We start from the raw sequence: 22,342 nt of genomic DNA, 5'->3' as shown, positions 1-22,342 counted from the left end.
TTTCAGACCCGCAGTGAGGACATCCATGCGCCAACCGGATATCGAGATTTACCTGAAAGACGCCGACGTCGACCACAAGGCGATTTCCGCCTGGCTCGGCGCAGCCCTGGGCCCGTGCAGCGACTGGGTACAGAAAGGCCAGACCTACAAATGCAAGGCCGGCAATGTGCCGGTGACCTGGCTGCCGAAAGCCGTGGGCAAATGGAACAGCCTGTACCTGGAAAGCGATGCGACCCCATGGGACGACGACATCGCCTGCGCCCGCGCCGCCTTTGCCGCGCTGAACGTCGAAGTGCGTTGCGCACCGGGCACGTGGGTCGAGGAAGAAGGCGAGGAAACGGCGGATCGCTGGATTCGCATCAGCGAAGACGGTGAAGAAGAGATCACCTGGAAAACCGCTTAATCGCAGTCAACACAGATCCAAATGTGGGAGCGGGCTTGCTCCGGGCGGCGTTCCGACGAATGCGGTGTATCAGCTACAGATATGCTGAATGACACGACGCATTCGCGAGCAAGCCCGCTCCCACAGTGGTTTTGGGGTGTTTTGGAGGGTTGTGTTACAGACCTACCACATCCTCAGCCTGCAACCCCTTCTCCCCCGTCACCACCGCATATTCAACCTGCTGACCTTCAGTCAGCGAGCGATGCCCTTCACCGCGAATCGCGCGGTAGTGCACGAACACGTCCACGCCGTCGTCGCGCTGAATGAAGCCGTAGCCCTTGGCGTCGTTGAACCACTTCACATTGCCGGTTTCACGTGTTGCCATCTGTTCATACTCCTTTTTTATTATTGAACAGGCTTTTCGCAGGAAAGCCTTTGCGGAACGTCAGACTGCGCCCGACGTCCATAAAGGGCCCCGGCGACAGATTGCCGAGTATATGACAGGCGCGAAAACTCTCAACAGGAGTTTACTTCGCCGCTTTTTTGCCGATTTTCGGCGAATACGGCAAACTGTCGACCGCCCGAGCAGTTGCTCGGTTTTATTCACTCACGCAGAAGCCGTATGACCCGTTCCCCGTTCCGCCGTCTTGTGTTTGGCACCTTGCGCCGACTGTTGTACCTCTGGGTTCGCTCGGAGACGATCAACCAGTCGTCGTTCACCCTCAACCTCGACCGCAGTCGTCCGGTGTTCTACGTCCTGCAAAATCCCTCGCTCACCGATCTGGCAGTAGTCGACACCGAGTGCACCAAGGCCGGTCTGCCGCGTCCGGTGCTGCCGGTGTCCGTCGGGCCGTTGATCGAACCGGCAGCGTTTTTCTACCTGACGCCGGACCCGGACTGGCTCGGCCGTCAAGACAAGCGCGGCGCACCGCCGACCCTGACCCGCCTGGTCAGCGCCCTGACCCAGAACGCCGCCGAAGACGCGCAGATCATTCCGGTCAGCGTGTTCTGGGGCCAGTCGCCGGACAGCGAAAACAGCCCGTGGAAGCTGCTGTTCGCCGACAGCTGGGCCGTCACCGGGCGTTTGCGCCGGCTGCTGAGCATCATCGTCCTCGGGCGCAAGACTCGCGTGCAGTTCTCCGCGCCGATCCACCTGCGCGAACTGATCGACCACAACAAGGGCCACGAGCGCACCGTGCGCATGGCCCAGCGCATCCTGCGCGTGCATTTCCGCAACCTCAAAGCCGCGGTGATCGGCCCGGACATTTCCCACCGGCGCAATCTGGTCAAGGGCCTGCTCAACCAGCCACTGGTCAAGCAAGCGATCGTTGAAGAGGCCGAGCGCGAGAACATCTCTCTGGAAAAAGCCAAGGCCCAGGCGTTGCGCTACGGCAACGAAATCGCCTCGGACTACACCTACACCGCGATCCGCTTCCTCGAAGTGGTGCTGAGCTGGTTCTGGAACAAGATCTACGACGGGATCAAGGTCAACCACATCGAAGGCGTGCAGAAGGTCGCTCAGGGTCACGAAGTGATCTACGTGCCGTGCCACCGCAGCCACATCGACTACCTGCTGCTTTCGTACCTGCTGTTCCGCAACGGTCTGACCCCGCCGCACATCGCCGCCGGGATCAACCTCAACATGCCGGTGATCGGCAGCCTGCTGCGCCGTGGTGGCGCGTTCTTCATGCGCCGTACGTTCAAGGGCAATCCGCTGTACACCTCGGTGTTCAACGAATACCTGCACACCCTGTTCACCAAAGGCTTCCCGGTCGAATACTTCGTCGAGGGCGGCCGCTCGCGCACCGGGCGCATGCTGCAACCGAAAACCGGGATGCTCGCGATCACGATGCGCAGCTTCCTGCGCTCGTCGCGCATGCCGATTGTCTTCGTGCCGGTGTACATCGGTTACGAGCGCGTGCTTGAAGGTCGTACTTACCTTGGCGAACTGCGTGGCGCGAGCAAGAAGAAAGAGTCGATCTTCGACATCTTCAAAGTCATCGGCGCGCTCAAGCAGCGCTTCGGTCAGGTCGCGGTGAACTTCGGCGAGCCGATCAAACTCGCGGAGTTCCTCGACAGCGAACAGCCGGATTGGCGCCAACAGGAACTCGGCCCTCAGTACAAACCGGCGTGGCTCAACGAAGCCACCAATCGCCTCGGCGAGAAAGTCGCACAGCACCTGAACGAAGCGGCGGCGATCAACCCGGTCAATCTGGTGGCGCTGGCGCTGCTCTCGACCACTCGCCTGGCGCTGGACGATCGGGCGATGGCGCGGGTGCTGGATCTGTATCTGGCGCTGCTGCGCAAAGTCCCGTACTCGCCACACACGACCCTGCCGGAAGGCGATGGCCGTGCGCTGATCGAACACGTGAAGGACATGGATCTGCTGTCCGAGCAGAACGATGCGCTGGGCAAGATTCTCTATCTGGACGAGCAGAACGCCGTCCTGATGACCTACTACCGCAACAACGTGCTGCACATCTTCGCCCTGCCGGCGCTGCTGGCGAGCTTCTTCCAGAGCACCTCGCGCATGAGCCGCGAACAGATCCTGCGCTACACCCGCGCGCTGTATCCGTACCTGCAGGCGGAGCTGTTCATTCGCTGGAGCCTGGACGAACTCGACGCAGTGGTCGATCAATGGCTGGAAGCCTTCGTCGAGCAAGGCCTGCTGCGCTTCGAGAAGGACGTGTATATGCGTCCGGCGCCAAGTTCGCGGCACTTTGTGCTGCTGACCCTGCTGTCGAAAAGCATCGCCCAGACCCTGCAGCGCTTCTACATGACCGTGTCCTTGCTGCTCAACAGCGGCCAGCACAGCATCAGCGCCGAAGAGCTGGAAGACTTGTGCACGGTCATGGCCCAGCGCCTGTCGATCCTCCACGGCTTGAACGCCCCGGAGTTCTTCGACAAGAGCCTGTTCCGTCACTTCATCCAGACCCTGCTCGACCTCGACGTGCTGCGTCGCGACGAAGCCGGCAAGCTGAGCTACCACGAACTGCTCGGCGAACTGGCCGAAGGCGCGGCCAAACGCGTATTGCCGGCGGAGATTCGTCTGTCGATTCGTCAGGTAGCCCTGCATCGCAGTGAAGATGCCGCCGAAACAGCGGATGCGCCGCAAGTCTGAAACTTGCCGACAACTAACGGGGACGCACTGCAATGGCCCCGTTAGTTGATTCATGAATTAATAGGCGCCATCAACCAATCACGATACGGATATCGAGATGAGCCTGTTAAATCAACAACCCCCCAGCGTCACTTTGAACTTCAGTCTGCCAGCGGACTTTGTTGCCCCACAGGGCGGCATCAGCGAAACGCGGGTCAGCGTCAAACGCCTCAACTCTGCAGCGCCCGTCACGATCAAGGACTGGCGCCATGCTTCGCTCTATGACGCCGGATGGAAGTTTGACTTTCCCCACCCTTACAGCGATGTGGGCGTGAAGTATCAGGTCAATGTCCAGATGCTCCACAACCGCCAACCGTTGCTGATCGAGCTGGACTACTTCGTCACCGTCAACAAGGCGCCGCATCGCCAGACCTTGCACTTGAGCCCGATCGGGCAACTTTATGTCGAAGTACAGGAACCCACGACGGTCCCGGCTGAAGAAGCCGTGACCATCAGATTGCATCAACTCGAGCAGCCGCAAGTTGAACTGGTACGCGTCAACCATGACGAACAGACCGCCACTTCGTTTTATCTGAAATACGATCCCGAGAGTGTCATCCCTGGCAAACGTTATGTGCTGAGCGCCGTTGAAAACCGCTACCACCAAGCGGTTCCGGTTTCGCCGGGATCGATCGAACTGTCCCCTGTAGCACGCGAACAACAGGCGTGGTCATTTCAGGCCCTGATGCATTGGCTGGAAAAACCCTTACGTTTGTTCACTGACGCTGACGCCAAAATCCGCTAGATTTCCTTCGGCGCCGGGATTCTTCCGGCGCAAACGTCTCAGAGGTCCCCAATGAAAAAACTCACCCTCCTCGCCGCAGCCACCCTGTTGAGCGCCTGCCAGTCGACCACCCCCGCCGGCAAGGTCGGCCTCGATGGCGAAGTGTTCTACCTGCAACGCATCGCCCTGCCACCGAGTGCGACCCTGAGCGTGAGCCTGCAGGACGTATCGCTGGCCGACGCCCCGGCGGTGGTCCTCGACGAACAGAAAGGCCCGGTCAAAGGCCAGGTGCCACTGCCGTTCCACTTGAGTTACGATCCGGCCCAGGTCAAACCCGGCCACCGCTACTCGGTCAGCGCGCGCATCGAAGTCAACGGCGAGCTGATGTTCATCACCACCGAGAACCACGCCCTGCAACTGGACGGCAACGATCCGCAGCCGCTGAAAATCCGCGTCGACGCCATTCGCTAATTGTCTTTCAAGGAAGCTGCCATGCTCCGCCCTACCCTTCGCTTCGCCGGCCTGTGCGCGGGCTTGATGATCTCTGCCAGCGCCCTGGCACTGTCGCTCAGCGACCTCTCGCAACAAGACGCCACCGGCGGCCTCAAGGACGCCCTGACCCAAGGCGCGCAAATTGCCGTCAAACAGCTCGGCACCCCGGGCGGCTTCAGCAACAACCCGGAAGTGAAAATCGAACTGCCGGGCAAACTCGGCAAAGTCGCCGGCAAGATGAAAGCCTTCGGCATGGGCGCCCAGGTCGACGAACTCGAAACCGCGATGAACAAAGCCGCAGAAAGCGCCGTGACCCAGGCCCAGCCGATCCTCGTCGACGCCGTGAAGAAAATGACCGTGGCCGACGCCAAGGGCATCCTCAGCGGCGGCACCGACTCGGCCACCCAATACCTGGACAAAACCAGCCGCGAACAAATCCGCGCCAAGTTCCTGCCCATCGTCAAACAAGCCACCGACAAAGTCGGCGTAGCACAAAAGTACAACACCTTCGCCGGCCAGGCCGCGACCCTGGGCGTAGTAGATGCGAAAAGCGCCAACGTCGAAAACTACGTCACCGAACAAGCCCTGAACGGCCTGTTCGAAATGATCGGCAAACAGGAAGAAACCATCCGCAAGAATCCCGCCGCTGCAGCGACGGGTCTGGCGAAGAAAGTGTTCGGCACCTTGTAATTTTTGCCGCGGCACGAAAAAGCCCGCTGAACCTGTGAAGGTCAGCGGGCTTTTTATTGTGGGTCAGCCTTGCGGATCGACTTGATCGGGGACGCGGTTAACCGAGAGCTCAGCGAGCGATTTTTAAATAGACCAAAGAGGTTGGGTGGCTGGGCGGGCCTCTTCGCGAGCAAGCCCGCTCCCACAGTTGGATTGGGTGCAGGCAGTTGGAGATTGGTCGGCTCATAGGCCGCCATCGCTGGCAAGCCAGCTCCCACATTTTGGATTGGGTGCAGGTAGTTGGAGATTGGTCGGCTCATAGGCCGCTATCGCGAGCAGGCTCACTCCTACAGTTGGATTGGGGGCGGTCAGTTGGGGATTGGTCGGCTGTCAGGCCGCCATCGCGAGCAGGCTCACTCCTACAGAAAAGCAAAAGTCGACCACATGCTTTTCACCACTCAACAGGATGAGCGCAAGCTCGGCTGCAGCTCTTGATCTTGCCGTGCCGGCCCCTTCGGCAGGCTGAGTGGAGGGGTTTATACGGGGGTGGGAGCGCAGCGACCGTTCGACGAAGTCGAACACATCGAGAGGAGGTGCAGCGAAGCAAACCGGAGGCGATGCCCCCGGATGAACCCCGCAACGAAGGAACCCGAGCCCAAGCGAGGGCCGTACGCCGGGGCCCAGCGTTTTGGTTACTTTTGGGCGTCTGCAAAAGTGACTCGCCGTAAGGGCGAAACCGCCAGCCGCCACACCCCAAAAAACGGATAACCCCCCAAAACCCCAGGAACCTGGTCGGCCCAAAGGCCGCCACGTCCAAAACCATCAAGCGTCGCGACGCACCCGGAACCAAGCCGCATACAAAGCAGGCAAAAACAAAAGCGTCAAAGCCGTAGCCACAATCAACCCCCCCATAATCGCCACCGCCATAGGCCCAAAAAACACACTCCGCGACAAAGGAATCATCGCCAGCACCGCCGCCAAAGCCGTCAAAACGATCGGCCGAAACCGCCGCACCGTCGCCTCGATAATCGCCTGCCAAGGATTAAGACCAGAGGCAATATCCTGCTCGATCTGATCCACCAGAATCACCGAGTTACGCATGATCATCCCCGACAGCGCGATCGTCCCCAGCATCGCCACAAACCCGAACGGCTGGCGGAACACCATCAGAAACAACACCACCCCGATCAACCCCAGCGGCGCCGTCAGAAACACCATCGCCGTGCGCGAAAAACTGCGCAGTTGCACCATCAGCAACGTCAGCACCACCACAATGAACATCGGCACCCCGGCATTCACCGACTTCTGCCCCCGCTCCGAGTCCTCCACCGTACCGCCAACATCCAGCAGATACCCGTCAGGCAATTCGGCGCGAATCGGATCCAGCGTCGGCTGAATCTGCTGCACCAGCGTCGCCGGCTGCTCCTTGCCGTAAATGTCCGCGCGCACCGTCACCGTTGGCAACCGATTGCGATGCCAGATGACGCCTTCCTCAAACCCATATTCCAGCGTGGCAATCTGCGACAACGCCACACTGCGACCGTTATCCGTCGGCACCGCCAGGCTCGGCAGCAACGACAACTCGGTGCGCTCATGCACGGTGCCGCGCAGCAGAATCTCGATCAGTTCGTTGTCCTCGCGGTACTGACTGACACTCGAACCCGTCAGCGAACTCTGGAGGAATTTCGCCAGATTGGCCGTGCTCACACCGAGCGCCCGGGCACGGTCCTGATCGATGTTCAGGTACACCACCTTGCTCGGTTCTTCCCAATCCAGGTGCACGTTGACCACGTGCGGGTTCTCGCGCACCTTGGCCGCCACTTTGCGCGCCAAGGCGCGGACCTCTTCGATGTGTTCACCGGTGACGCGGAACTGCACCGGATAGCCAACCGGCGGGCCGTTTTCCAGACGCGTGACCCGCGAACGCAAGGCCGGGAATTGCTCGTTCAACGTGTCGATCAACCAGGTACGCAGGGTCTCGCGCTCCTCGATGTTTTTCGCCAACACCACAAACTGGGCGAAGCTCGCCGCCGGCAGTTGTTGATCCAGCGGCAGGTAGAACCGCGGCGAACCGGTGCCGACATACGCCACATAGTTGTCGATACCGGCGTGATCCTTGAGCATCGCCTCCAACCGTTTGACCTCGGCCGTGGTGTTGGCCAGCGACGCCCCTTCAGCCAGTTTCAGATCGACCATCAATTCGAGCCGGTTGGAGGCCGGGAAGAACTGCTGCGGGACGAAACGGAACAGCATCACCGACGCAATAAACAGCCCCACCGTCAGCACAATCACGGTTTTACGGTGCGCCACGCACCACTCCACCAGACGTCGGACCCGTTGATAGAACGGCGTGCCATACGGGTCGGCCTGACCGTCAGTCGTACCGTGTTTGGCCGCATGAATCTTCGCCAGATCCGGCAAGAGTTTTTCCCCCAGATACGGCACGAACATCACCGCCGCCACCCATGACGCGAGCAACGCGATGGTCACCACCTGGAAGATCGAACGGGTGTATTCGCCGGTGCCGGACTGCGCGGTGGCAATCGGCAGGAAGCCTGCAGCGGTGATCAGCGTGCCGGTGAGCATCGGGAACGCGGTACTGGTCCAGGCGTAACTGGCGGCCTTGATCCGGTCGAAGCCCTGCTCCATTTTGATCGCCATCATTTCCACAGCGATGATCGCGTCGTCCACCAGCAACCCCAGCGCCAGCACCAGCGCGCCGAGAGAGATTTTGTGCAGGCCGATGCCGAGGTAATACATGCAGGCGAACGTCATCGCCAGCACCAGCGGAATGGTCAGCGCGACCACCATGCCGGTGCGCACACCGAGGGAGAAGAAGCTCACCAGCAACACGATCGCCAGCGCCTCGACCAACACCTGGACGAATTCGCCGACACCGGTTTTCACCGCTGCCGGTTGGTCGGACACCTTGCGCAGCTGCATGCCGGCCGGGAGGTTCTTTTGCAGGCGCGAGAATTCGCCCTCCAGCGCTTTACCCAGTACCAGAATGTCGCCGCCGTCCTTCATCGCCACCGCAAGACCGATGGCGTCTTCGCCCATGAAACGCATGCGGGGCGCCGGTGGATCGTTGAAACCGCGACGCACGTCGGCGACATCGGAGATGCGGAACGTCCGATCACCGACCCGGATCGGGAAGTTCTTGATCTCGTCGACCGTCTGAAAATTCCCCGAGACCCGTAGCTGCACACGCTCGCTGCCGGTCTCGAAGAAGCCGGCGGTGGACACCGCGTTCTGTTCTTCCAGCGCCTGCTGTACCGCCGCCAGTGGCAAGCCAAGGGTGGCGAGTTTGACGTTGGACAGCTCGACCCAGATCTTCTCGTCCTGCAAACCGAGCAGATCGACCTTGCCGACATCCTTGACCCGTTGCAGTTGGATCTGGATGCGGTCGGCGTAATCCTTGAGCACCGCGTAGTCGAAACCGTCGCCGGTCAGCGCGTAGATATTGCCGAAGGTGGTGCCGAATTCATCGTTGAAAAAAGGCCCTTGAATCCCTGGCGGCAAGGTCTGGCGAATGTCGCTGACCTTCTTGCGCACCTGATACCAGAGGTCGGGAATGTCCACCGAATGCATGGAGTCGCGGGCAATAAAGGTGACCTGGGATTCACCCGGGCGGGAGAACGACACGATGCGTTCGTACTCGCCGGTTTCCATCAGTTTCTTTTCGATGCGTTCAGTGACCTGACGCGAGACTTCCTGCGCGGTCGCCCCCGGCCAACGGGTCTGGATGACCATGGCCTTGAAGGTGAACGGCGGGTCTTCGCTCTGGCCGAGTTTGGTGTAAGACAACGCGCCGACGATGGCCAGCAAAAGCATCAGGAACAGTACGATCTGGCGATTACGCAACGCCCATTCGGAAAGGTTGAAGCGCATCGGGACTTACTCCTTGTCCGCCAGATTGACCACTCGGTTGGAGCGATCCACAGGCCGCACCTGCTGACCTTCGAGCAATACGTGAACGCCGGCGGCAACTACCCAGTCGCTGGCGTTGAGGCCTTCGAGCACCGGCACGCTTTTCTCGCCGAACGGGCCGATGCGCACCGGGGTCTTTTTCAGGGTGTTGTTGGCGCTGACGACCCAGACGTAGGTCGCGCCGTTTTCCGCGGTGAGCGCCGAGAGCGGCACCGACAGCGGCACGGCATCCGCCGATTGCACAAACACCCGGGCGCTCTGCCCGAGTTCCGCCGGGACTTTGCCGCTGGTGAACGAGATGCGTGCAGCGAAGGTACGGGATTTCGGATCGGCTGCCGGCGACAGTTCACGAATCTGCCCGGCGAAGCGCTGGTTCTGCTGGGTCCACAGTTCAACGGTCACTGGCTGGCCGACTTTGAACCGTCCGAAGCTCTGCTCCGGCAGGCTGATCGACACTTCGCGCTCGCCATCAGTGGCGAGGGTGAACACGGTTTGCCCGGCGGCAACCACTTGCCCGACTTCCACCGAACGCTTGGCCACCACGCCGTCCTGCGGTGCGCGCAGCACGGCGTAACTGGCCTGGTTGGTCGAGACGTTGAATTCGGCTTTGATCTGCTTGAGACGGGCTTCGCCGGAGCGGTAGAGGTTTTCCGCATTGTCGTAGGCGGAACGGCTGACCATCTGCCGCTCCATCAGGGTCTTGTAGCGGTCACGCTCGGCGCGCACCAGATTCAGATTGGCTTCAGCGGCGGCGACCTGTGCGCGGGTGGCTTCGAGTTGCAGGCGCACATCCTGCGGATCGAGTTCAGCCAGTGGCTGATCGGCTTTGACCCGCTGACCTTCTTCGACCAGTCGTCGGCTGACTTTGCCGCCAATGCGGAACGCCAGATCGGGTTCGTAGCGCGCGCGCACTTCGCCCGGATAACTTTCCATCGCCTGCGCCGAAGGCTCTGGCTGCACCACCATGGCCGGTCGAACGCTGACTTGCGTCGCCTCTTCCTGACCGCACGCGGACAATAAAAAAGCCAGGCTGACTGGCACGGCAAAGCACAACGCATGGCGGAACATGGTGACGGACCTTTCGCTAATGGTGCTTGGAATATTTATACTGGCCGGTATGGTATTAATAGCAAACTCACCAGTCCAGTATTAAAAGCGAAGAATGTCGAACAATCTTTCAGCTCCAAACGGCCCGGGCCGTCCGAAGGACCCGGCCAAGCGCCGGGCGATCCTCGATGCGGCGAAAACCCTGTTTCTGAGTCACGGCTACGCCAACACCAGCATGGACGCGGTGGCCGCCGAGGCTGGCGTGTCAAAACTGACGGTTTACAGCCATTTCAACGACAAGGAGACGCTGTTCTCCTCCGCCGTGATGGCCAAATGCGAGGAGCAACTACCGCCGCTGTTCTTCGAATTGCCCGCCGGAATCCCCGTGGAAAAAGTGTTGCTGAACATTGCCCGGGGCTTTCATCAGCTGATTAACAGCGACGAGTCGGTGAATCTGCACCGCTTGATGATGGCGCTGGGTACGCAAGATCCGAAGCTGTCGCAGATTTTCTTCGAAGCCGGTCCCGAGCGCATGGTGCAAGGGATGGAGCGGCTGCTGAAACGCATCGACGAGACCGGCGCGCTGCGCATCGATCAGCCGCGTAATGCGGCCGAGCATTTCTTCTGCCTGATCAAGGGCGCGGGGAATTTTCGCTTGCTGTATTGCTGCGGTGAGCCGCTGAGCGAAGAAGCTTCAGAGAGTCACGTGCAGGAAGTGGTGGGGTTGTTCATGCGGGCGTATCGGCCCTGATTCTGCGGTGTTTTTGCGGACGCCTTCGCGAGCAAGCTCGCTCCCACATTGGATTGCATTTCAAATGTGGGAGCGAGCTTGCTCGCGAATGGACGCAACTCGGTCTTAAGGTTTTAACGCCTTCTTCGGGTAAATGTCATACCGACTGGATTTACCATCCAGCGCATGGCTCGGTTTCGGCCCCTCGATGCACGGCGCCTTGCGCGGGCGCTTGACCACCACCCGGTGTGTCGCCAGGGCCAGCGCCGCTTCGAGCAATGCCGGCGCATCCGGATCATCCCCGACCAGTGGCCGGAACAGGCGCATCTCTTTTTTCACCAGCGCGGTTTTCTCGCGGTGCGGGAACATCGGGTCGAGGTAGATCACCTGCGGCGGCTCGCCCTCCCAGTTGCGCATGACTTCGATGGAGTTGCCCTTGAGCAGCTTCATCCGCGCGACAATCGGCGCCACGTCGAAATCTTCCGCCGCCCGCGCCAGACCATCCTCCAGCAGCGCACCGATCAATGGCTGACGCTCGATCAGGCTCATCTCGCAACCCAGACTGGCCAGCACGAACGCATCCTTGCCCAGCCCCGCCGTGGCATCCAGCACCCGTGGGCGCACGCCTTGGGCGATGCCGACCGCCTTGGCGATCATCTGCCCGCTGCCGCCACCGTACAGACGCCGATGCGCCGCGCCACCCTCGACGAAGTCCACCCGCACCGGCCCCGGTGCATCCGGGCCGAGCTGTTGCAGCTGCAAACCCTGCTCGCCGACCTGCAAGGCAAACTCGCCGTCGGCCACCTGCAGCGGCAGGCCCAGCCGCTCGGCCCACTGCTCGGCCTGCGCTTCAAACGTCGGGGCAAGGGCCTGGACATGGATGCGGCAGGCCGCGGGTTGCTCAATCATGAAAACACGCTCAAAAAAGTTAAGGATCGGCAAAAAGTGGCCGATAAACCAATCAACGCGCATTTTGCCAGAGCTGAGCGTCAACCGAAAAAAATGTCAGGCATTCTTCCCACATCGATTGGCTACATTTCGCCCAAGGGCGACTTCAGCCGTCATAACACTCAAGCATTGGGCGGCGTCAGTCACCTGTGGCAGGATTTCTTTGCCCAGGCCCTGGCCGAACAGACGAGTGATGTGGTGCCGGCCTGTGGCACCTTTCCACCGGTTGACCTGAACAGCCCGGAAGAACCGACCCTGGGCAGCGAGCTGCACGCGCACATCGTCGAGCAGCGTCAGTGCGACGTGGTCGACACCGAAGTGCGTCCGCCGGAGCCGCTGTTCCTGCCGATCGCCGAGTTCGAAACCGATCTGCTGGACAAGCCGTTCCCACCGTTCCCGCCAGAAGAACTCAAGGCTCAGCAAGAGCAGCAGGATTTCGACAGCAGTTGGGTCCGGCCGATCGTGATCAACAACGGTCAGCCTGTGCCAGAGCCTGGCCCGGCGCCGCAGAAAAAGCCGCTGTACCTGCCGATTGCCGAATTCGATCTCGATCTGCTGCAAAAACCTTATCCGCCGTTCCCGCCGGAAGAAATTGCCGAGCAACAGAAGGCACTGGACTTCGATAACGGCTGGGCGCGCCCGATCGTGTTGCAGAACCTGCGCCTCGCCGCCTGACACCTCAGCGACACACGCTCCAGCGCCCGACATCGACATGGAAGTGATTGCGATGGGCAGCGTTGTAATCCGGACTCAACACCACACTGAACGCCTCGCAGGCGCCGTCGCGCACCTGCCGCAGAAACTGCGCGTCCTGATTCTGCTTCGGCCAGTCCTTGAACACGCTGATAGTGCGCCCGTCCGCCAGACGAAAACCGGCAATGTCCAGCGCATCGGCACTGGCATGCCGGCTGAGCGCCCCGCTCTCGCGGTTATAGATATTGCGACAGGCAAAGCTGCCGAGGTGATCAAGCCGCGCCACCCTCTGCCCGTAAACAGATTGCGCGGCGGGTTGCAGGGTATGCCGCTCAAACATCGCGTAAGCCACCGCCAGCGGGCAACTGGCGAGGAAGCTGCTGCTCAGCGCCACCTCGCCGCCCTGCACGCGCACGGCGTCAATCAAAGGACACTTGGCGTCAGGGCTGTCGGCTTGCGCTGTGACGCGCAGACCCGAGCTGCTCAGCACTTGTGCGCATAACTCGGGATTGCCGCGCAGGCGCATCAGTTTGAAACCGGTCAGCCAGTTCGGCGCGGCCTTCACGTCCAGCGGCGCCCACGGATTCCACTCGGCCGGTACGTCGAGCCAGCCACGCCAGACGCTGACCACGGCGCCAGCAATCATCAACAGTACCGACAGCGCGATCCAGCGACCCATGCTCAGCCTTTGAAAAACTGATTGGCCTTGGCGTACGGCATCGATTGCGACGTGAAGCCGAACGTGCCGTGCTGCTGGATTTCTTCTGCCGCGCGGAAGAACTCACCGAACGCCGCCAAGGCCAATGCCGAACCGGTACTGATGCGCCGCACGCCCATTTCTTCGAGCTCCTTCACGGTCAGTTTCAAACCGCCGGACATCAACACATTGACCGGTTTCGGCGCCACTGCACGCACCACCGCCAGCACCTCTTCGGCGTTACGCAAACCCGGCGCGTACAGCACGTCGGCGCCGGCCTCGGCGAAGGCTTGCAGGCGGCGAATGGTGTCGTGGATATCGGGATTGCCGTGCAGGTAGTTTTCCGCGCGAGCGGTCAGGGTGAAAGGAAATGGCAGTGTGCGCACGGCGGCGACGGCGGCTTCGATACGTGCCACGGCATGTTCAAAGCAGTAGATCGGTGCGTCGGCACGGCCCGTGGCGTCCTCGATCGAACCGCCCACCGCGCCGGCCTCGGCGGCACGCAGCAAGCTTTTGGCGCACTCGGCCGGGTCATCGGCGAAACCGTTTTCCAGGTCCACCGCCACCGGCAGATCGGTGGCCGCGACAATTGCCCGGACGTTGGCCAGAGTGTCATCAAGACTCAAGGCGCCGTCGGCCTTGCCTTGGGAAAATGCGTAACCGGCACTGGTGGTCGCCAACGCCTGATAGCCCAGACTGGCGAGCATCTTCGCCGAGCCGGCATCCCACGGGTTGGGAATCACGAAAATCCCCGGACGCTCGTGCAGGGCCTTGAAGGCCTGGGCTTTGCGGGCTTGTTCTTGAAGGGCGTGGGCGTCCATCGGCAGGCTCCTGAGCAGGGAAAATCCGCCTCAGAGCAAGCCGAGTTGCTCGGCGGCGGGTTCTCTGTATAGCTCAGGCAGGGATGGCAGGCCAGGCAAACGTTGCATCAATTGTGCGTGAAAACGTTGCGCCAGCTTCGCCGCCATGACGTTGTCGGCGGTGTGCAGGAAGATATAGGGCGTGCGGCCCTCTTCGATCCACTCGGCAATTTTCGCCACCCATGGCACCAGGAACGGGTCGTTAGCCTCAAGCTCGGGGTGGCCGATGAAGCGCACCTGCGGGAACTGGGTGAACGCCGCCGGACGGGTCGGTACCCGGGGCTTTTTAGATTGCGCGTGGATCACCGAAGACTCTGTCGACAGGCAACTGAACAGCGCCCGTGGATCGAGACAGATGCGTTCTACGCCACGGTCGAGCAGCAAGCGATTGAGCAGGCGTTCGCTCTCACCCTTGGCGAAGAACTGCTCGTGACGCACTTCTACCGCCAGCGGCCGGTCCAGCGCGTCGATGAACGCGGTCAGCTCCGGCAGCCGATGCGGGGTGAAGCTTTTCGACAGTTGCAGCCACAGCGGCGAAACACGTTCGCCGAGCGGGCTGAGCAGGTTGACGAAAGTTTCGGCGGCAGTCAGTTGATCGCGCAGGTCACCGCTGTGGCTGATGTCGCCGGGAAACTTGGCGGTGAAGCGAAAGTGTTCGGGCATGGTCTCGGCCCAGCGCTGCACGGTGGCCGGCGACGGGCTGGCGTAGAAGGTCGTGTTGCCTTCGACGGCGTTGAACACTTGCGAATAGAGACTGAGGAAATCGGAGGTCTTGGCGTCTTCGGGATACAGATACTCGCGCCAGGCGTTTTCACTCCAGGACGGACAACCGAGGTAGTAAGGCAGATCCATCAGATGTACAGGTCGAGGCCCAGCACATCCGCATCCCAATCGACAAAACCGGCGGTGCTCAGGTAGCTGGCGAGGGCCATCGCTACGCTTTTGCTCATGGCGCGGTGATAAATCATGTCTTGCTGACGGGCAGGCAGATTGGCAAGGCGTTGCGCGGAGGCTTTGGCAGCGCGGGCGGCCAGTTGCTCTTCAGTCGGGAATTCCAGCTCGCCGTCGATATCGTCGACGGATTCATCCAGCGCCACATTACCTTTGCGAGGCTTGCGCTTGATGGGGTAGGACTGAGAGGAGAGGCCGTCTATACGCATAAATTCATGCTCGGTATCAATGATGGCAATTTAGCGGCACTTGACCGACTTAGCAAACTGCCGAGTGATAACTAGAACACATAAAGCGTAAAAGGTTTAAAGCGCGGGGTTGGAAACTGACGATTGGCAGTGACTTTAAGTGAACACCTAACTCGTGGGAGCGGGCTTGCTCGCGAAAGCGGTGTGTCAGGCACCTGGATAGAGACTGACATGGCCTCTTCGCGAGCAAGCCCGCTCCCACAGGTTTTGTGGTGAATCAGCGAGCCTTCGGGGTGGCGACTTTGTCGCGCAGATAAACCGGTTGCGCATCATCGGCAGGGATCGACTCACCGCGTTCCCAGGCAAACCGCGCCAGGGTCAGCAGGTCTTCAGCGTGAGGCAGCATGCCGGCGTCCTGACCGGACAGACTGACCGCGATCCGCTCACCATAGCCCCAACCGGTACCGGCACCGAACCACTCACCGCTGGCATCGGCCGGCAATGCCGCGACTTCCGGCGGCAGTACCGCTTCGACACCGACCAGACGCATCTCGCCCGCCGTTTCGCGGTAGCAGCCCCAATACACTTCATCCATCCGCGCATCGATGGCCGCTGCGACCTGGCTCACGCCGTGTTCGCGATACGCACGCTGCGCCAGTACAGCGAGGTTGGATACCGGCAGCACCGGACGATCCAGCGCGAACGCCAGCCCCTGCACCACGCCGATGGCAATCCGCACACCGGTAAACGCACCCGGCCCGCGACCGAACGCGATCGCATCCACCGCTTGCAGCGTGGTGCCGGCATCGGCCAGCAGTTGCTGGATCATCGGCAGCAGTTTCTGCGCGTGCAAACGCGGGATCACCTCGTAATGGCTCGTGACCTTGCCGTCATGCAGCAAGGCAACGGAGCAAGCTTCGGTCGCGGTGTCCAGGGCCAGCAAGGTGCTCATCGATGTATCCAAAACAGGTGGTGGAAAAAGTGCGTCAGTATAAACAACTACGGCCCGCAAGCGGGCCGAGGATGATGCAGCCAATCAGCTTTTTCAGCTCAGCGCTTCGAGCACCTTGGCGGTGATCGCTTCCACCGAACCAACGCCCGGGATGTGGCTGTACTTCGGCTTGCCGTTGGCAGCGGAGAGCTTCTGGTAGAAGTCCACCAGCGGCTTGGTCTGCGAATGGTAGACCGACAGGCGATGACGCACGGTTTCTTCGGTGTCGTCCTTGCGCTGCACCAGATCGTCGCCGGTAACGTCGTCTTTGCCAGCCACTTTCGGCGGGTTGTAGACGATGTGGTAAACGCGGCCGCTGGCCTCGTGAACGCGACGACCGGCGATACGCTGAACGATTTCTTCGTCCTCAACAGCGATTTCAACCACGGCGTCCAGCTCGACACCGGCGGTTACCAGTGCTTCGGCCTGTGGAATGGTGCGCGGGAAACCGTCGAACAGAAAGCCGTTGGCGCAGTCTGGTTGAGCGATGCGATCCTGCACCAGCGCGATGATCAGGTCATCCGACACCAGACCGCCGGCATCCATGATGCTCTTGGCTTGAACGCCCAGCGGAGTGCCGGCCTTGACCGCAGCACGCAGCATGTCGCCGGTGGAGATTTGCGGAATGCCGAATTTCTCGGTGATGAACTTAGCCTGAGTACCTTTACCGGCCCCGGGAGCTCCCAGCAGAATGACGCGCATCGATGTGCTCCTCAATTTTTTATATAGAAAACAACAGGATTCGCCTCTTGGGGCGGATCTTAAAAATATGGGTCGTGGCCGCACAAACGGCCAAAGGCTGATCAAGATACACAGCAGGCTGCGCCCACACAAGACGCCAAAAGTCGGAGAAACCGCCGCCTGCCGCGACCTTGCGACCCGGTGAGCCAAGTCGCAACCCCATCACTAACTGTCGCCTGCCCGCACTTGCTCGCCGTATACAAAGCGACACCCGGCCTGTGCACCGGGCGCCTGACACGACAGCAAAAACCTTAGCCGGTATTACGCAAACCGGCGGCGATCCCCGCCACAGACACCAGCAGCGCCTGTTCCACCGGGCTGCCCTGCTCGACATTCTGTTGCCGCGAACGGGCCAACAGTTCGGCCTGCAATAGATGTAGCGGATCGAGATAGGTGTTGCGCAGACGGATGAATTCCAGGGTGTCCGGGCTATGTGCCAGCAGCTGCGACTGGCCGTTCAGGCCGAGTACCACCGCGCACGCCTGCGACAATAGGTCGCGTAACTGCGCGCCCAACGGCAGCAAGTCCGGCTCGACCAGACGCTGATCGTACGACAGCGCGATGTCGGCGTCGGCCTTGGCCAGAACCATTTCCAGCATGTCGATACGGGTGCGGAAGAACGGCCACTGTTCGCGCATCTGCCCGAGCAGTTCGCCCTCGCCACGCGCCAGCGCCTTGCTCAACGCGGTTTCCCAGCCGAGCCAGGCCGGCAGCATCAGACGGGTCTGGGTCCAGCCGAAAATCCACGGAATCGCCCGCAGACTTTCGATGCCGCCGGCACGGCGCTTGGCTGGGCGGCTGCCGAGGGGCAGACGTCCCAACTCCTGCTCCGGCGTCGATTGGCGGAAATACTCGACGAACTGCGGATTTTCCCGCACCACGGCGCGATACGCGGCGACGCCGTCGGCGGCCAGTTCATCCATCAGATGGCGCCATTCGGGCGTCGGTGGCGGGGGTGGCAACAACGTCGCTTCCAGCACGGCAGCCAGATACAGATTGAGGTTCTGCTCGGCGATGTCCGGCAGGCCGAATTTGAATCGAATCATTTCGCCCTGCTCGGTGGTGCGGAAGCGCCCCGCCACCGACCCCGGCGGCTGCGACAGGATCGCCGCGTGCGCCGGACCACCGCCACGGCCCACGGTGCCACCGCGACCATGGAACAACAGCAGTTCGACTTGCTGCTCGCGGCAGATCTCCACCAGCCGCTCCTGGGCGCGATATTGCGCCCAGGCCGCAGCGGTGGTGCCAGCATCCTTGGCCGAGTCGGAATAACCGATCATCACTTCCTGCGGGCCTTGCAGCCTGGCGCGGTAGCCCGGCAGCAGCAACAGACGCTCCATCACCGGCCCGGCGTTGTCGAGGTCGGCGAGGGTTTCGAACAGCGGCACCACGCGCATCGGCCGCAGCACACCGGACTCTTTGAGCAGCAGTTGCACCGCCAGCACGTCGGAGGCGGCGCCTGCCATCGAGATCACGTAGGAACCCAGCGATGCACTCGGTGCGGCAGCGATTTCCTTGCAGGTGGCGAGCACTTCAGCGGTGTCGGCGGACGGTTTGAAATGCGCCGGGAGCAGTGGCCGACGATTGCTCAATTCGCGGGTGAGGAAGCTGATGCGCTGTTCTTCGTCCCAGTCTTCGTAGCGACCGAGGCCGAGGTAGTCGGTGATTTCAGTCATCGCCGAACTGTGTCGCGTCGAATCCTGACGCACATCGAGGCGCACCAGGAACAGGCCAAAGGTCACCGCCCGGCGCAGGCAATCGAGCAACGGCCCGTCGGCGATCACGCCCATGCCGCATTCGTGCAACGAGTTGAAACACAGTTCCAGCGGATCGAGCAGATCGCGATTGTTGTGCAACACGTCAGCCGGTGCCGGCGTGTTGGCCGTCAGCGACGCCTGTGCCCAGTTGCGCGTGGCGCGCAGGCGTTCGCGCAATTGCTTGAGCACCGCACGGTAAGGTTCGGCGCTGTCGCCGGCCTTGGCCTTGAGCGCGTCGCTGGCCTGCTGCATCGACAGTTCAGCAGCGAGGTGATCGACATCGCGCAGGTACAGATCGGCAGCCATCCAGCGCGCCAGCAACAGCACCTCGCGGGTCACCGCTGCCGTGACGTTCGGGTTGCCGTCACGGTCGCCGCCCATCCACGAAGCAAAGCGGATCGGCGCCGCCTCCAGTGGCAAACGCAGGCCGGTGGCAGCAAACAACGCCTGATCGGCCTTGCGCATGTGGTTGGGAATCGCCTGCCACAGCGAGTGTTCGATCACCGCAAAACCCCATTTGGCCTCGTCGACCGGGGTCGGCCGGGTGCGGCGGATTTCTTCGGTGTGCCAGGCTTCGGCGATCAGCCGTTGCAGGGTGTTCTGGATCTGCTCGCGCTCGGCGCTGGTCAGGTCGCGATGATCCTGAGCGGCCAGTTGTCCGGCAATCGCATCGTATTTCTGGATCAACGTGCGCCGTGCCACTTCAGTGGGGTGTGCGGTCAGCACCAGTTCGATTTCCAGGCGCGCCAGTTGCCGGGCCAGGGATTCGGCGCTGTGGCCTTCGTTGCGCAGGCGGGCGAGCAGTTCCGGGAGCACGCGGGATTCGAACGGCGCCGGCTGCGACTCTTCGCGACGATGAATCAATTGATACTGCTCGGCGATGTTCGCCAGGTTGAGAAACTGGTTGAACGCCCGCGCCACCGGCAGCAGTTCGTCTTCGCTCAACTGATTGAGGCTGGCGCTGAGTTCGGCGTCCATCGAGCCACGCCGGTCGGCCTTGGCGCCCTTGCGGATCTGCTCGATCTTGTCGAGAAATTCCTCGCCGTACTGGTCGCGGATGGTATTGCCCAACAGCTCACCCAACAGGTGAACGTCCTCGCGCAAGCGTGCATCAATATCGGTCATCAGCAGTTCTCCAGCGATAATCGGGACGGCTCAGAAACGAATGCTTTGCCCAGAGAGTGCCGCTCTACGGCGCTTCTTACAAGCAGACGACGAAGGGACTTTAAACCTTGGGGCTTAGAGCTAGTCTCAATAGCAAGCCGTACAACGGCTTGCCGCCGGCCCCGCCGGACACTCACCCAGGCCTGCCACGAGCAGGCACGAAATGAGGTCATCATGAAAATTCGTGAACTCGCCCAGCATTGGGAAGAAAACGCCAAGGGTCGCCTGACCGACACCGGCTACACGATTCATCTGGACGTCGAGGCCGCTGCGCGGCTGGCGGCGATTGCCGAGATGTACCCCAAACGCCACCCGGAAGAACTGCTCGGCGAACTGATCGGCGCCGCGCTCGAAGAATTCGAGGCGAGCCTGCCGTATGTGAAAGGTTCGACCGTGGTCGCCACCGATGAGGAAGGTGATCCGCTGTATGAAGACGTCGGGCCGACACCGCGGTTTCTGGCGCTGTCGCGGCGGCATTTGCAGGATTTATCCGCCGCTGCCGGCAAGCAAAAACACTGACACAACAAAGATCAAACTGTGGGAGCGAGCTTGCTCGCGAATGCGGTATTTCAGCCGACATTGATAGCGACTGATTCACCGCATTCGCGAGCAAGCTCGCTCCCACATTGATCGTGTTCAATTTCAAAAATCGTATATTTTTTACTCGCGCGTACCTCTCCCCGCCTCCAAAGTTCCCGGTTTAGAGCCTTGTCCGTTTGGTCAAAAAAAAATTTGGCGATAGGCCATCTTTTCTGAACTTTTGAAAAACGCCTCCGGTCGGAAGCTGTAACCACGCCTGGAACGAGCGTTTCAAAAACTCGCTTTACACGACGCTCGCGGCTCCTCGACCAGGATGGATTTTCAGTTTTATCAGGAGTTAAACAATGGAGTTGAAGACCATGAAGACCCAAACCTCGTTCTCCCACCTGCGCGGTCTGAAACTGGCTGCTCTGGCTATCGGTACCAGCTTCGTTCTGGCCGGTTGCGCCGGTAACCCACCGACCGAGCAGTACGCCGTGACCCAATCGGCGGTCAACAGCGCCGTCAGCGCCGGTGGTACCGAGTTTGCTGCGGTGGAAATGAAGCAGGCGCAGGACAAGCTGAAACAAGCCGAAATCGCCATGCACGACAAGAAGTATGAACAGGCTCGCACCCTCGCCGAACAGGCCGAATGGGATGCGCGTGTAGCAGAACGCAAGGCTCAGGCCGCCAAGGCCGAACAGGCTCTGAAGGATTCCCAGAAAGGTGTTCAGGAACTGCGTCAGGAAAGTCAGCGCACCGTGCAGTAAGCGCGCATCCCGAATCGCAAAGCTGAAACTTTTATCGATAGAAAGGACGACAAATTATGCGTAAGCAACTGATGATCCCCGCTCTTCTGGCCGCAAGCGTTGCCCTGGCTGCCTGCTCCACTCCGCCTAACCCGAACCTGGAACAGGCGCGCACCAACTACGCCGGCCTGCAGGCCAACCCACAGGCCAGCAAAGTCGCTGCCCTGGAAACCAAGGACGCCAGCGATTACCTGGACAAGGCCGACAAGGCTTATCTGGACAAGCAAGACGCTGCCAAGGTTGACCAACTGGCCTACCTGACCAACCAGCGCGTGGAAGTGGCCAAGCAGACCATCGCCCTGCGCACAGCTGAAAACAACCTGAAGAACGCTGCCGCGCAACGTGCCCAGGCCCGTCTGGACGCTCGCGATCAGCAGATCAAACAGCTGCAGAACAGCCTGAACGCCAAGCAGACTGATCGCGGTACCCTGGTGACCTTCGGTGACGTGCTGTTCGCCACCAACAAGGCTGACCTGAAATCCAGCGGTCTGGTGAACATCAACAAACTGGCGCAATTCCTCCAGGAAAACCCTGATCGCAAAGTGATCGTCGAAGGCTACACCGACAGCACCGGCGCGGCGTCTTACAACCAGTCGCTGTCCGAGCGTCGTGCGACCTCGGTTCAAGTCGCACTGATCAAGATGGGCGTAGATCCTTCGCGCATCGTGGTTCAGGGTTATGGCAAGGAATACCCGGTTGCCGACAACGGCAGCGTCTCGGGCCGTGCGATGAACCGTCGTGTGGAAGTGACCATTTCCAACGACAACCAGCCAGTGCTGCCACGTTCGGCCGTCAGCTCGAACTAAGCGTCACTCAGTAACGCAAAAGCCCCGCCTGAGTGATCAGGCGGGGCTTTTTTTGGCCATACATATTCCCCTGTGGGAGCGGGC

General features: G+C 61.0%; 21 protein-coding genes. 10 read left to right on the top strand and 11 right to left on the bottom strand.

Annotation, left to right across the window (positions count from 1 at the left end; genetic code table 11):
* Positions 1 to 25 precede the first annotated feature (25 nt).
* Positions 26 to 403 (top strand): hypothetical protein, encoded by a 378-nt coding sequence (locus tag M0814_RS21320; RefSeq protein ID WP_103486309.1) that lies wholly within the window; start codon positions 26 to 28, stop codon positions 401 to 403.
* Between the two features lie 154 nt (positions 404 to 557).
* Here the strand turns inward: M0814_RS21320 and M0814_RS21315 are convergent, their stop codons facing one another.
* Positions 558 to 767 carry a cold-shock protein gene (locus M0814_RS21315; protein ID WP_003222087.1) on the bottom strand — a complete coding sequence of 70 codons (210 nt, stop codon included), beginning with the start codon at positions 765 to 767 and terminating at the stop codon, positions 558 to 560.
* Between the two features lie 237 nt (positions 768 to 1,004).
* Here M0814_RS21315 and plsB point away from each other — a divergent pair, with 237 nt between their 5' ends.
* The 4 genes from plsB (at position 1,005) to M0814_RS21295 (ending at position 5,448) form a co-directional block, all read left to right on the top strand.
* Positions 1,005 to 3,503 (top strand): glycerol-3-phosphate 1-O-acyltransferase PlsB, encoded by a 2,499-nt coding sequence (gene plsB / locus M0814_RS21310; RefSeq protein ID WP_003222085.1) that lies wholly within the window; start codon positions 1,005 to 1,007, stop codon positions 3,501 to 3,503.
* Between the two features lie 97 nt (positions 3,504 to 3,600).
* Positions 3,601 to 4,287 (top strand): hypothetical protein, encoded by a 687-nt coding sequence (locus M0814_RS21305; RefSeq protein ID WP_103486310.1) that lies wholly within the window; start codon positions 3,601 to 3,603, stop codon positions 4,285 to 4,287.
* Positions 4,288 to 4,338: 51 nt separating this feature from the next.
* A complete protein-coding gene (locus M0814_RS21300) occupies positions 4,339 to 4,737 on the top strand; it encodes a YbaY family lipoprotein (RefSeq protein WP_103486311.1) in 399 nt (132 codons plus the stop codon).
* 21 nt (positions 4,738 to 4,758) lie between these two features.
* Complete coding sequence (locus M0814_RS21295) at positions 4,759 to 5,448, top strand: DUF4197 domain-containing protein (protein ID WP_003222080.1); 690 nt, start codon at positions 4,759 to 4,761, stop codon at positions 5,446 to 5,448.
* An 801-nt stretch (positions 5,449 to 6,249) separates the two neighbouring features.
* Here the strand turns inward: M0814_RS21295 and M0814_RS21290 are convergent.
* Both M0814_RS21290 and M0814_RS21285 read right to left on the bottom strand, forming a co-directional pair.
* Complete coding sequence (locus tag M0814_RS21290; RefSeq protein WP_103485397.1) at positions 6,250 to 9,318, bottom strand: efflux RND transporter permease subunit; 3,069 nt, start codon at positions 9,316 to 9,318, stop codon at positions 6,250 to 6,252.
* Between the two features lie 6 nt (positions 9,319 to 9,324).
* Positions 9,325 to 10,425: an efflux RND transporter periplasmic adaptor subunit gene (locus M0814_RS21285; RefSeq protein ID WP_103485396.1), complete on the bottom strand. Its 1,101-nt coding sequence runs from the start codon at positions 10,423 to 10,425 to the stop codon at positions 9,325 to 9,327.
* 94 nt (positions 10,426 to 10,519) lie between these two features.
* Here M0814_RS21285 and M0814_RS21280 point away from each other — a divergent pair, with 94 nt between their 5' ends.
* Complete coding sequence (locus tag M0814_RS21280) at positions 10,520 to 11,155, top strand: TetR/AcrR family transcriptional regulator (protein ID WP_045122312.1); 636 nt, start codon at positions 10,520 to 10,522, stop codon at positions 11,153 to 11,155.
* A gap of 105 nt (positions 11,156 to 11,260) precedes the next feature.
* On the opposite strand, the gene M0814_RS21275 is transcribed toward M0814_RS21280, so the two are convergent.
* Positions 11,261 to 12,040 (bottom strand): class I SAM-dependent methyltransferase, encoded by a 780-nt coding sequence (locus M0814_RS21275; RefSeq protein ID WP_177434740.1) that lies wholly within the window; start codon positions 12,038 to 12,040, stop codon positions 11,261 to 11,263.
* 96 nt (positions 12,041 to 12,136) lie between these two features.
* On the opposite strand from M0814_RS21275, the gene M0814_RS21270 reads away from it, so the two are divergent.
* Positions 12,137 to 12,757, top strand: a complete 621-nt coding sequence (locus tag M0814_RS21270) for an energy transducer TonB (RefSeq protein ID WP_103485399.1) — start codon at positions 12,137 to 12,139, stop codon at positions 12,755 to 12,757.
* 4 nt (positions 12,758 to 12,761) lie between these two features.
* Here M0814_RS21270 and M0814_RS21265 read toward each other — a convergent pair whose 3' ends face one another.
* The 7 genes from M0814_RS21265 to ppc all read right to left on the bottom strand — a co-directional run bounded on the left by M0814_RS21265 (position 12,762) and on the right by ppc (position 20,085).
* Positions 12,762 to 13,454: an extensin family protein gene (locus M0814_RS21265; RefSeq protein ID WP_103485394.1), complete on the bottom strand. Its 693-nt coding sequence runs from the start codon at positions 13,452 to 13,454 to the stop codon at positions 12,762 to 12,764.
* 2 nt (positions 13,455 to 13,456) lie between these two features.
* Entirely contained in the window at positions 13,457 to 14,293 is an 837-nt protein-coding gene (locus M0814_RS21260) for an isocitrate lyase/phosphoenolpyruvate mutase family protein (RefSeq protein ID WP_103485393.1), read from the bottom strand.
* 30 nt (positions 14,294 to 14,323) lie between these two features.
* The gene (locus M0814_RS21255) at positions 14,324 to 15,184 is read right to left on the bottom strand and encodes a DUF72 domain-containing protein (RefSeq protein WP_103485392.1); all 861 of its coding nucleotides are present in this window, start codon (positions 15,182 to 15,184) and stop codon (positions 14,324 to 14,326) included.
* The gene (locus tag M0814_RS21250) at positions 15,184 to 15,492 is read right to left on the bottom strand and encodes a hypothetical protein (protein ID WP_003222071.1); all 309 of its coding nucleotides are present in this window, start codon (positions 15,490 to 15,492) and stop codon (positions 15,184 to 15,186) included. Before M0814_RS21250 ends, M0814_RS21255 begins: the two co-directional genes overlap by 1 nt.
* A gap of 256 nt (positions 15,493 to 15,748) precedes the next feature.
* Complete coding sequence (tsaB, locus tag M0814_RS21245; protein ID WP_103485391.1) at positions 15,749 to 16,423, bottom strand: tRNA (adenosine(37)-N6)-threonylcarbamoyltransferase complex dimerization subunit type 1 TsaB; 675 nt, start codon at positions 16,421 to 16,423, stop codon at positions 15,749 to 15,751.
* Positions 16,424 to 16,516: 93 nt separating this feature from the next.
* A complete protein-coding gene (gene adk, locus M0814_RS21240; protein ID WP_003222067.1) occupies positions 16,517 to 17,164 on the bottom strand; it encodes an adenylate kinase in 648 nt (215 codons plus the stop codon).
* Between the two features lie 290 nt (positions 17,165 to 17,454).
* Positions 17,455 to 20,085 (bottom strand): phosphoenolpyruvate carboxylase, encoded by a 2,631-nt coding sequence (gene ppc, locus M0814_RS21235; protein WP_103485390.1) that lies wholly within the window; start codon positions 20,083 to 20,085, stop codon positions 17,455 to 17,457.
* Positions 20,086 to 20,298: 213 nt separating this feature from the next.
* Here ppc and M0814_RS21230 point away from each other — a divergent pair, with 213 nt between their 5' ends.
* The 3 genes from M0814_RS21230 to M0814_RS21220 all read left to right on the top strand — a co-directional run bounded on the left by M0814_RS21230 (position 20,299) and on the right by M0814_RS21220 (position 22,258).
* Positions 20,299 to 20,643, top strand: coding sequence for a hypothetical protein (locus M0814_RS21230; protein WP_003222064.1), 345 nt, complete (start codon positions 20,299 to 20,301; stop codon positions 20,641 to 20,643).
* A gap of 365 nt (positions 20,644 to 21,008) precedes the next feature.
* Positions 21,009 to 21,413, top strand: coding sequence for a DUF4398 domain-containing protein (locus M0814_RS21225; RefSeq protein WP_003222062.1), 405 nt, complete (start codon positions 21,009 to 21,011; stop codon positions 21,411 to 21,413).
* A 56-nt stretch (positions 21,414 to 21,469) separates the two neighbouring features.
* On the top strand, positions 21,470 to 22,258 hold the full coding sequence (locus tag M0814_RS21220) for an OmpA family protein (RefSeq protein WP_003222060.1): 789 nt from the start codon (positions 21,470 to 21,472) through the stop codon (positions 22,256 to 22,258).
* The last annotated feature ends 84 nt before the right edge of the window (positions 22,259 to 22,342 follow it).

Origin of the sequence: Pseudomonas sp. MWU12-2020, assembly GCF_023100605.1 — a bacterium.
Lineage (GTDB): Bacteria > Pseudomonadota > Gammaproteobacteria > Pseudomonadales > Pseudomonadaceae > Aquipseudomonas > Aquipseudomonas fluorescens_H.
Note: the sequence above shows the minus strand (reverse complement) of the source record. Positions and strands in the feature narration are given on the sequence as shown.